The 10,311-nt window shown below is 66.7% G+C and carries 11 protein-coding genes and 2 pseudogenes; 6 read left to right on the top strand and 7 right to left on the bottom strand.

The features are described 5' to 3' along the window. Positions 1–31 precede the first annotated feature (31 nt). Both CRM90_RS28735 and CRM90_RS28730 read right to left on the bottom strand, forming a co-directional pair. Positions 32–1,213, bottom strand: coding sequence for a hypothetical protein (locus CRM90_RS28735; protein WP_233209571.1), 1,182 nt, complete (start codon positions 1,211–1,213; stop codon positions 32–34). Beyond that, positions 1,210–2,112 (bottom strand): site-specific integrase, encoded by a 903-nt coding sequence (locus CRM90_RS28730; RefSeq protein ID WP_102810271.1) that lies wholly within the window; start codon positions 2,110–2,112, stop codon positions 1,210–1,212. The genes CRM90_RS28735 and CRM90_RS28730 overlap by 4 nt, the downstream gene beginning before the upstream one ends. A gap of 175 nt (positions 2,113–2,287) precedes the next feature. Here CRM90_RS28730 and CRM90_RS31165 point away from each other — a divergent pair, with 175 nt between their 5' ends. The 6 genes from CRM90_RS31165 to CRM90_RS28700 all read left to right on the top strand — a co-directional run bounded on the left by CRM90_RS31165 (position 2,288) and on the right by CRM90_RS28700 (position 6,154). Then, on the top strand, positions 2,288–2,644 hold the full coding sequence (locus CRM90_RS31165) for a helix-turn-helix domain-containing protein (RefSeq protein ID WP_233209570.1): 357 nt from the start codon (positions 2,288–2,290) through the stop codon (positions 2,642–2,644). A 145-nt stretch (positions 2,645–2,789) separates the two neighbouring features. Continuing rightward, positions 2,790–3,455 (top strand): hypothetical protein, encoded by a 666-nt coding sequence (locus CRM90_RS30845; protein ID WP_199190097.1) that lies wholly within the window; start codon positions 2,790–2,792, stop codon positions 3,453–3,455. Positions 3,456–3,457: 2 nt separating this feature from the next. After that, entirely contained in the window at positions 3,458–3,991 is a 534-nt protein-coding gene (locus tag CRM90_RS28715; RefSeq protein ID WP_102810270.1) for a DUF6932 family protein, read from the top strand. Then, positions 3,988–4,662 carry a hypothetical protein gene (locus CRM90_RS28710; protein ID WP_102810269.1) on the top strand — a complete coding sequence of 225 codons (675 nt, stop codon included), beginning with the start codon at positions 3,988–3,990 and terminating at the stop codon, positions 4,660–4,662. Before CRM90_RS28715 ends, CRM90_RS28710 begins: the two co-directional genes overlap by 4 nt. Then, positions 4,581–4,973: a hypothetical protein gene (locus tag CRM90_RS28705; RefSeq protein WP_102810268.1), complete on the top strand. Its 393-nt coding sequence runs from the start codon at positions 4,581–4,583 to the stop codon at positions 4,971–4,973. The genes CRM90_RS28710 and CRM90_RS28705 overlap by 82 nt, the downstream gene beginning before the upstream one ends. A gap of 695 nt (positions 4,974–5,668) precedes the next feature. Beyond that, on the top strand, positions 5,669–6,154 hold the full coding sequence (locus CRM90_RS28700; RefSeq protein ID WP_233209569.1) for a hypothetical protein: 486 nt from the start codon (positions 5,669–5,671) through the stop codon (positions 6,152–6,154). A 93-nt stretch (positions 6,155–6,247) separates the two neighbouring features. Here CRM90_RS28700 and CRM90_RS28695 read toward each other — a convergent pair. From CRM90_RS28695 to istA, 5 genes and pseudogenes are all read right to left on the bottom strand, one after another. Beyond that, positions 6,248–6,625: pseudogene (locus CRM90_RS28695) on the bottom strand (transposase); the annotation flags it as partial. A 65-nt stretch (positions 6,626–6,690) separates the two neighbouring features. Beyond that, positions 6,691–7,029, bottom strand: a complete 339-nt coding sequence (locus CRM90_RS28690) for a DUF3024 domain-containing protein (RefSeq protein WP_102810266.1) — start codon at positions 7,027–7,029, stop codon at positions 6,691–6,693. Between the two features lie 5 nt (positions 7,030–7,034). Then, positions 7,035–7,613 carry a hypothetical protein gene (locus tag CRM90_RS28685; protein ID WP_102810265.1) on the bottom strand — a complete coding sequence of 193 codons (579 nt, stop codon included), beginning with the start codon at positions 7,611–7,613 and terminating at the stop codon, positions 7,035–7,037. A gap of 41 nt (positions 7,614–7,654) precedes the next feature. Beyond that, positions 7,655–8,458, bottom strand: coding sequence for an IS21-like element helper ATPase IstB (gene istB, locus CRM90_RS28680; protein ID WP_102810264.1), 804 nt, complete (start codon positions 8,456–8,458; stop codon positions 7,655–7,657). Further along, positions 8,455–10,045 (bottom strand): annotated as a pseudogene (gene istA / locus CRM90_RS28675) (IS21 family transposase). Before istA ends, istB begins: the two are co-directional and overlap by 4 nt. Between the last annotated feature and the right edge of the window lie 266 nt (positions 10,046–10,311).

Genomic DNA, 10,311 nt, shown 5'->3' with positions numbered 1-10,311 from the left:
GTGAAGCGGAACCTACGCCCGTGCTCCCCATTTACACCGGATCCCGGACACGACCTCGGTCAGCGTCGGTGGTGTCGACGCGTGTACGGTGCACGGTGCCGCACGAGGGGACGTATTCGATATACCAGCGGTGGCTGTCGTCGGCGTTACGGCGCGAGTAGATCTTGGCCACCGGGCACGGTTGCGTGTGTTTGTCGCCGGTGTCGAGGATCTGGCGTTCGCAGATCCGTCCATCTTCGGTCCACAGGTCATGAGCGTCGCCACACGCGCACTCGAGCCGGGCGAATGCGGTAGCGACGCGGGTGCTGTCGTGCATCGGTGAGAGCACGGTCAGCCCGAGCTTCATGGCGTGGTCGATGTGCTTGCCGCGGAACGCTCCGTCGTAGCACACACCATCACAGCGCACGTGTGGGTCGGCGACGACGCGGTCGATCATGTCGAGGGCGATGCGGGCCTCACCGCCGTAGCCCTTGCCCGCAGGCACCGCGTCGACGTCGAGGATCACCCTGTTGTTGCGGACGGTGTCGGGGCGGGTTACCAGCATGGCGAACTTTGTGCCGTAACGGAATTCGCTGTCGCTCTCGCCGTTTTGGACTTCGATACCGGCGTGAACGCGGCGTCCGCCTTGTTCAGCCCAGCGGTCCGCGGTGGCCTTGCGCACCGGTGCGGCCACCACGGTGCCATCGCCTACCACATACTGCCCGCGCGCTGGATTGGTGTGCGACACCCCAGCGCCTGGGTCGAGACAACCGAGCTCGCGCGCGAGTCGACGGGCGAGCGGCCGGAACGCATCGAGCAGCTTGTCGGCGTGCTCGTCGAGTAGCCGTTGGGCGTAGTTGTGGTGCCAGCGCTGCGGTGGGCGCCGCGGCGGCTTCGGCGCGTTGTGGTCCGCGGCGTGGTGGCGGATAGTGCGCCAGTAGGCGGGATGCGCCATCGCCCGCGCAGCTTTGCTGTGCGAGCCCAGCACCCCGGCCAGCGCCTTGTGCAAAACGTGCACCCACGGTGGGTAGTGCGGGCGGCGGCCGGGAGTTCCCGGCTCGTGGACGGGCAGGACCGCGGCAAGTTGATAGATGACCTCGTGGGAGGCGACCGCCTCGATGGTGTCGATCTCCAGCAGCGTGAGGCGGTCGGGGTCGTCGCGTCGGTGCAGCTCTCGTTGCTCGATGCGTTCGGCCCCATAGGCCGACGTCTGAGTGTCGGTGGTGCGCGTCACGAAGCGCCACCCGTGTCTTGCCAGGAATATCCGATGAGGGCGGCGGTGGTGTCCAGCGAGGGCGAGCCGATGAGGCGCGCGGCGTGCTCGATCCGGCCGGTGCTATCAAACGCGCGGTGCGCGGCGTAGGCGGTCAGCGACGCGGGCCGCACCCCGGCGTCGTCGGAGAGCCCGGCGCGGGTGAGGATTTCGCGCACGGTCACACACACCCGGGCTTGCTTGTGCGCGTCGCTGCCCGCGGCGCCGGTGCATAACACCGGCGAGGGTGTGGGGCTGGGCAGCGGGCGCGGGAGGTGGGCGGCGCGTTCGGTGAGCACCCGCATCGACCAGCGGTCCACCCTCAGGGTGCGGGGGTGATGCTTGCTCGAGCCGTGCACCCACACGGTGGATGCCGGTGGGTCGAGATCGGCGGCGGTGATGTGCCCCAGCTCGGACGCGTGGGCTCCGGCGAGCAGCAGCGCGGCGGTCGCGGCATGCCTTGTGGGGGTGGCGCGTTCGGAGAACAACCGCACCAGCGCGGCCTCGTCCTCGTTGAGCGGGCGCCGCCCCGATGACTGCCGGGCGGGCACGTCGATATCGACGGTCGGGTCATCCAGCGTCAGCCGCAGCCGGCGCGCGGTGCGGAAGAACGCCCGTAGCGCGGCGCGGCGGTTGTGCATGGTCGCCACCGCGGCGTCAGACACGACACCGTGGCGGGTACGCCCCTTGGCCGCAACGAATTTCGTGACCAACGTCCGATCCACCGCCGCAAGCGTGGTGACGTCATGCGCGGCGGCGAACTGGGTGAACCTGCGGTTCAACAGCCCGAACTTGTCCAACGTCTGCGCGGCCAGTATCCCATCGGCGATCCACGCACCGGTCACCGCCTGCACCGCCGTGGTCAGGCTGCCTTCAGCCATGGCTGGGCACCAAACCAACGGCAGAAACAACTGATTCCCGGGTCTCAGCATTGGCCGCCCATGGTAACTCGATCATGATGGCGGCCCCTTCCATAATGGTGCGTACATGCACCATGGACCAAGGGGGTCCGACACGTTGGCCCGAGGTGACGGTGGCGCGGGATATCGTGGGCCTGTGTCGCGCAGCAACGGTGACAGCCCGCCGATCGCCTACGTGACGGCAGGGGTGTGGCCGGACGCCGAACTGGACCCCGACGCGCCACCGTCGGCACCCGCCGCCCAGCGACTGGCCCGTGCACTGCGTGACGCCATGACCGAGACCGCCATCGGTCAGCGAGCACTCGCGGCGGCCAGCGGGGTGGCCCACACCACCATCGGGCGCATCCTGGCCGGCACCGTGCTCTGCGACATCGGCTCGCTGGCCCGCCTGGAACACGCCCTGGACCGACGGTTGTGGTCCGAACACGTCGACGTGGAAGGCCGCCCCCGGTCCAAGCACAAGGCGGACGCTCGAAGGGCCAGTGGCGTCTGACACGTGCGGCAGGCTACAACGCTGTAATTCGATTGTGGCCGTGTCGATGCAGCGTGTTGCGCTTGACTCACGTTACAAGTGGCAGAACACTAGGTGTCGCGCGAACACAACGCGTCAACAACCGATCCGACGGGGTGGGCCGACTATGGGCAAGACCAGCAGATCGCTGATTGATTTGATCGACATCGCCGGGCAACGCCACGGCGGGGCGTCGGGCCGCCGGCTGGCCGAGCTGGCGCAGCGCGCCGGGCATGACATTTCGCACGCCACCCTGAACCGGCTGCGGCAGGGCACCTATGCCACCCGGCCGTCGGATGCGTCGATCCGCGCGATCGCCTACCTGGCCGACGTGTCGGAGAACACCGCGTTCACGGCCGCCGGAGTGAGAGCGCCGGCCGCGGTGGCATATGAACCGCCATCTGAGGCGCAGCGCATGAATACCCGGCAACGCAAGGCGGTTGACGAGTTGCTGCGCGCGTTCGTGCGCGATGACAGCAGTGAGCCAGCGGCGACGCGCAGCGATCTGACCAACCTCGTCGATGCGCGACAACGGCTACAGGCGGCGTTGGGGGCGGTCGAGGATCAGGCCGCGGCCGGCCAGTTGGTGGCCGCAGCGCGGGATGCGGTGCGCTGCATCGACGAGACGCTGGACATGCTGGGCGACACCAGCGCGATGCTGCCGTCCTGGCACGGCAAGCATCCCGAGGAGATGACCGACGCCGAGCTGAATGAGGCAGCCGCGGCTGGGGACCCGTGGCCTGCGCACATTCGCACCAGGACCAAGGAGCGCATCGACGTCGACAGGGGGTAGGCATGCTTCCGCGCTGCGTGGGGGAGCACGGAACATTACCTGCGGGTATCCATCGGGCGACGTTGGATGAGGTCGGTGCCCGATTCGTCGACGACGCCCCGGACCACACCCGTGAGCGTCGTGGCTTGATTCTGGATGCGATGTGCATTCACATCACCCTTGTCCGAGCGTTGTTCTATCGTCATGAGATCACGATCTGGCTCGGCGGCGGCTTCTGTACACATAAGGTAAACCCCCCCGGTGACGGCGATTTCGCGTGTCTGGTGCCGGCTCAGGCGTTGGAGGAGGTACACGGTGATGCCGCACTGCCGTTGTGGACTCTCGGCTCGGTCACCGGCACCCTCGGGCACAGCGACCTGGTCGTGCAAATAGGCAAGTTGCATTGTATGGGCGGGCTCACTGATGCCCTGGTGGTGAACGGGGACAACCCGTATGCAGTTGAGCGGCAACGCCGGTGGTGGTCACGCGTGATCGGCCCCGATGGTGAGATAATCGACGGTGCGACAAAGGGCTTCGTGGAGGTGATCGACCAATGACCGATCTCAACCACGTCTCCGACCTCACTGACGACGAGCTTCTTCGATCCGCCATCCGCTATGAATACGAACATTTCCCCGATACCGCTGATTTCGCGCTCGGCCAGATGTATTCGGGCACGATACAAGGTTATCTGGCCGCAGAACGCGTCTGGGCCGAGGAGACCGCGCCCGAACAAGTCGAACTCGACCTGCATCTAGAAGGCACGGGTGTGCGGGGTCATGCTACTCGTGCGGACAAACTCGCAACGTTCGTCGCCGGAGTCAATGACGCCACCAAGGCGATCGTTCGCGACAGGCTGCATCTGAGTGCGCTGAATCGAAACCTGCTTGTGCACGGGCTCGGTCCCGGCTCGGTGCGGGTGGTGCTGCGCGCCGACACCCTCTTCGAGGGTGATGCCAAGCGTGTACCGCTCGGCGGCACTAGCCAATTCGCCTCGAGCCCGGATTCGGAGGCGCTGCGCACTATCGTCCGCCTGTTCACGAACGCCAGTTCCAGCGTTCCTGCGGTCGGCAGCGACGTGCGCGACCTGCCTGTCAAGGCGCGACGAGGTCTACTGCGGTCCACCTCGGCGATGAGGACAGCGGGTTGGGACATCGCCGGACAATCCGCCAGCGCGGCCTGGGACCTACCGACGTCGCCTTCACCCAGGCCGGCGCGGCACTGCTGACCAGCGAGCTGAAGAACTACGACTACGACACCGAAACCACCTGGGCGATCGGCACCATCGACGGCTTCCGCCGCAGCCTCGGCAGCCTGTACTTCACCCCCGCAGGCACCAAATCCCCTCTCGCGGTCAACGTCAGCGACCCCGACACGCTAGCAGCGGCCGCGCGGCTCGCCGCCGACGAGGAAGCGGTTGTGCGCGTGCTTATCGAAACCGTGCGCGCGCTCAGCGGTGAGAAATCCACCCGCGTGACAACCAGCCGCAGCCTGCTCCAGATCGACTGTGCCGCCGAATCGTTGCCCTACCCGGAATAGCCCCGATGTCGGAAAGGGACCAGAGCCGCTGGCACCTAACAACTTTGGTTCGCCAACAGATGGGCCAGTACTCGATGTAGTGAGCGCCTCACACATCCGAACAACGAAATCCTGCAGCCGCTCGCACGGACTATTCGGCGACGCCGGCAACCACGGAATCGGGGCCGACGCGTCTCGGTGGGACGACGTGGCATCCGCGGTCAGCGTGGCAGCTGAGCATCTGCTTCGTGACTTTTGCCGCTCCCTCGAACTCACCCGGCCGATTTGCTCGACTACGTACCCACCGCCAGGTGACGATCGGACAGGCGGTGGTAAGCGGGCATCGACCCCTGCGTCAAGAGCAGGTAGAAACGTTGACTGCGCCGACACCCGGACTGATCCGGCTTTCCGGACTCGCGTGGGCGGTCGGCGCGGCGCCGATCCGCGCACTCATCGCGGCCAGCATCACCACCGGGTGGGGAACCGAGCGGCGCGCACCGACAGCGGCTGTGGGACGACTGGGAATCGGCGACGAGTCTGCTGCGCCGGCATGTGAACATCACCGCCGCCTGGCTGTACGGCATGTTCTTGTCCGAGAATCCCGAACCCGAAGTCGTGTCGCGCGTGTACTGGGCCAATGCGTTGCGGCCCACGAGGATCACAACCCGAGCGCGAAGACGCGTTGCCGCGCCGCGGATATGTGGAGGTGATTGTCGATGACTACCAATGACGGTGACATCGACCGAATGGAAGCGGCCATCCTCGCGGCGACCGCCGGCGACGACGCACCGACCTGGGCCACCCCCGACGATCTGTCCCGGATCAGCTTGGAGGGCCTGATCGCCCAGGACACGCTGGGCCGCACCTTAGCCTCGCGCGGCACCATCCGTGTTACTGGCGACGGGGTGACGGGCAGCTCGGCGCGGGTCTCGGAGGTGGCGCGGATCATGATGGGGTTTCAACGGCTCGCCACCGCCGTCGGCGCGGCCCAGCGAGGTGACAAGGCGCTGGGCCGCCAACCCAACGCCGAGGTGCGCCGCCGCACCGATCTGTTGCTGACCGCATCCCCAGGCCCCGGGTCGATCACCCTGACCTTCACCCCGGCGACCTTGCCGATCACCGAAACCGGTCACAGCAGCGGCAGAGTTGGCATGTTCGCCGAACTCGAAACCGACGAGCAGCTGCTCGACACCGCGGGGTGACGTCCGGATTTCGGTGTAAATCGGTGGGCACAAGGTTCCGCTTCGGTGGGTGATGTTACGCGGTGGCGCTGACAGGTTCGACTGCGTCGGTGGTCAGTGGTGGGCCCGCAGCTGTTGGGGTGGTTCGAGCAGGCTGCGGCGCAGGTCCTGTAGCAGGCGCAGGCCGGCGGGGGTCATGGTGAAGCCGCGCCAGCCGCGTGAGGCGCGGTCGAGCACGGCCCCCACGATGCTGATGCAGCTGGTTTCCCCGGGGAAGCGGCCGATAACCTTCGCGCGCCGTCGTGTTTCACCGAAGGTTCGCTCGATGAAGTTTGAGTGGCGGACCCGGTTGTGGTGCTCGGCGGGGAACCGCAAGTAGGTAGTCAGCCCGGCTCGATCGGTGGCCAGTATCTTCATCGCTGCGGGATAGGTTGTGCGGTAACGTGTTTCGGATGCTTGCAGGCGGGCATCGACGAGTTCAACCAGCTTTGGGTGGCAATGTCAACTTGAACTGGCCCCAGTGGGCCAGATTTGGCCCCGGCGGCCGGTTCAGGTGGTTAGCCCCAGAAGATGCCGGTGGGGTCTTTGTCGATTCCGGTGAGCAGGTCGGCGATGCGGGCCGAGGGGTGGAGCAGGTCGTAGCGGTGGAATCGCTGGCGGCGGTCACGCCAGTAGAGGGTCCAGGTTTTGGTGGTGGCGGTGTAGCGCAGTCGGGCGATCGGGAAGCTGATCCAGTCCGGGCCGAAGTCTTCACGCCAGGGCGGGCGATGCTCGGTGATGGTCAGATGCCTGGATGCGATGTCGCATTCGACACGGACTTCGTGGCGTGCATGGTCGGGAACCCTTGCCGCGCACCAACGTTGCACGCGTGCGACGTCAAGGTCAGACAGTGCCATTCTGATTACCAGCGGGGTTGACCGGCTGCGGCGGTGAGGTGGTCGTAGGCGGTGTCGAGTTGTTGTTGGCGGCGGCGGTTGGGTTCGTGGTTGGCTTCGGCGGCCAGAGAGTCGATCAGTTCGTCAAGTTCGGTGTCGGTGACCGCGAGGTGAAGATCGTTGCCGTGGGCGTGGATCGCGAAAACTGCTCTGTGGCAGTCATGGTCGAGGAACGGCAGGGTCCGCAGGACCGCGGCGGTTTCGGCATCGACGACGACGTTCTGGACCGGTTCTGCCGCGCTCAACTGCTGGCGACGTAGGTCGTAGATCGAGGTGGCCCAGTTGCTGACGGTGCCGTCATCGGCGCAGTGACTGCAGCACCAGTCGATGGGGTGATCGGGTTGGGTCCAGCGCACGACGATGCGGCCGGGGCAGGCGCGGTGGGCTGGCCTGCGCCGGCACGGCAGGGCGGTTTCCCAGCGGGTGTGCGCGTCGCCGGCCGACGCGGCGGCGACGATGGCGCTGAGGTGCTCGGCGAGCTTGCGGGCCGGCCCCGGGGTCTCGGGTCCCAGGTCGAGGAAGTGGTGCAGATCGGCGACCAACATGACCTGGCCACTGTAGCCGCCGCAGACGGTGAGGGCGTGGGTCAGCTGCTGGTCGCCTCGGCGGCGGCGCTGGTGCGTCGTTTGCGGGCATGGGCCAGCCGGTAGGAAGTGGTGCCGGTTTCGATGATCTGCCCGGCGAAGGTCAACCGGTCGACGATCGCCGCGCACAATCGCGGGTCGGTGAACGTCTTGGTCCACGAGGAGAACGGTTCGTTGGAAGCGATCGCCACCGCCGAGCGTTCCTCGCGTTCGGTGAGCACCTGGAACAACAGTTCGGCGCCGCGGCGATCCAATTGCAGATAGCCCAGTTCATCGATCAGCAGCAGATCGACCCGACCATAACGGCCGATCAGCTTGCTCAGCTGGGCGTCGTCGGCGGCTTCGACGAGTTCGTTGACCAGCTTGCTGGCCAGGGTGTAGCGGACCCGGTAGCCGGATTCGGCGGCCAGGGTCCCCAGGCCGATCAGCAGGTGGCTCTTGCCGGTTCCGGAGTCCCCGATCAGGCACAGCGGTTCACCGGCTTTGACCCAGGCCAGGCTGCCCAGGGTTCCGATGACGGCGGGGTTGATCGCCGGGTTGGCCTCAAAGCTGAACTCCTCGAGTCGTTTTGGTCGGGGAAATCCCGCGTCGTGCACGCGGCGGGCAGCGCGGCGACGATCCCGGTCGTCGCACTCGGCGATCACCAACTCCGACAAGAATCCCAGATAGGACTGCTGTTCGCGTTCGGCGGCCGCGGCGATCTCGGCGAAGCGGTCACGGATCGTGGGCAGTCGCAGCATTCGGCAGCCCTGCTCGATGGCCGCGAGCGCGGCTTGCTCGGTGACATTGCGCCGCGCAGTACTCATGAGGTTTCCCGGCCTAGCAGGGCGTCGTACTGGCGGACCGAGGGCAATTCACGCGCATCGAGCAGACGGTGCTCGGCCAGCACCAGCACCTGCCCACCGTGCCCGCCCACGGAATCGGTGAGGCTGCCGCCGCGGCGGTGTTCGGCGGCTTTGCGTGCCTCCAACGCGACCGCATCGGCGCGTTGGCGGCGCCAATCGACAATGCGGCCGCGATCCCGGCGAGGACATCGGCGTGGTCGAGATGGCGATGCAGCAGCAACACCTCCACCAAGGCCCGGGTGCCGGCCGCGTCCCCGTGGGCCCGCCGCGCTGCCGTCCACCAGGCGTCGTGCTCGGCGGTGAACACCTTGGCCGCCCGGGCTTGCAGCAGGGCTGTGGCACCTGGCAGTGCGCCGGGTTTGCGGGCCAGGATCTCCAGGTAGTGATCCAACTCCAGCACTTTGGTGCCCTTGCCGACTGCCCGCGGATGCCGTGCAACCACGGTGGTGCGGTCATAGACGGTGACGTGGGAGGCCGACAGTTTGACCCGGAGCCGATGCCCGATGAACCTGGGCCGGCACCGAGTACTGATTGCAGCGCACCATGATCTGGGCGTACCGGTCCACCCGCGGGGTCAACGACAGGGCCGTGTCGAACGGTTCACCGGTGAGCGGCTGCAACGCTGGCTTCTCGGTCTGCCAGTCCTGGCCAACGGTGTTGGCGCGGTTGGCGATCCGACGCCGATCATCAGCATCATCAGCCGCAGCCAGCATCTCGTTGAGTTCGTCGATCGACTCGACCACCGGCATCGGCACGCAATGGGTGCGGCGAAACCGTCCGCCTTCACCTTCCACGACCGCCCTTCTCATGACTGCCCTCATGACCAGGCTGGCAGTACCAGGCTTCGAAACCGTAGTGCGAGCGAAACGCGATCCAGCGCTCGCTCTCCTGGCGGGAGCGCCCGAACAGCACCTGCTTGACCGCGCTGTTGAGGTTGTCGTAGCGGATCTTGTCGACCGGCACACCGCCGAGCCGCTCGAACCCATACACGTGGCCTTCCAGAAACGCCTCCTGGCCCTGGGTCGCGAACACGCGATGGGCCGCCCGACCCGAGAACGACAACCGCATCGTGAACAGCGCGGTCTTGGTCTTCACCCCAGCCAGCACCACCCACAGATCGTGGAAGTCGACCTCGGCTTCGGTGCCGGGCCGATACGTCTGCGGCACGAATCCCGCTTCCAACGCTCGGCCGGCCTCGGCGGCGATCTGCGGGCGCCGCTTGCGGACATGATCACGCACCGTCGAATACGACAACCCGGCCGCGTCGTGCTCATCGACCAGCCGCGCCAAAACCCTTCGGGCGGTGTGCCGTTGCTTCTTCGGGGCGTCCAGATCCGAGCGCAGCATCTCATCAATGGCGGCCCTGAACGGCTCCAGCCGCGGCGCCACCCGCGCCGGAACCTTGCGTGCCGGCGGCACCGCCGAAGCCAACACCTGACGCACCGTCCGCCGGTGCACCCGATGCTTATCGGCCAGCGCCCGGATCGACAACCCCTCAACCCGATGATCCCGGCGGATCACCGCGAACTGCTCCACCTTCGACCTCACCCTCCAGACCCCCACCTTCGTCACCACGCGATCCGGGCCATCCGGAACGCACGTGATCACCGTCAGCTGGGGCCAATCCACGTCGTCATAACCAATGCGGCGTGTCGTGAAGACGGGGCCAAATCAGACCGTCACAACTGCACACCCGCGACCACACAGGTGGAGCCACTTCAAACCGTCCACCCGGGGCCAAGTCAGGCTGTCACAGCCATTTGGGCCGGGCTCGGTCTTCACCCCTTCGGTGTCGAAGCAGGCCCAGTAGCCGT

The sequence above is a fragment of the Mycobacterium sp. ENV421 genome (assembly GCF_002887815.1).
Lineage (GTDB): Bacteria > Actinomycetota > Actinomycetes > Mycobacteriales > Mycobacteriaceae > Mycobacterium.
This window is presented reverse-complemented; position numbering and strand designations above follow the sequence as displayed.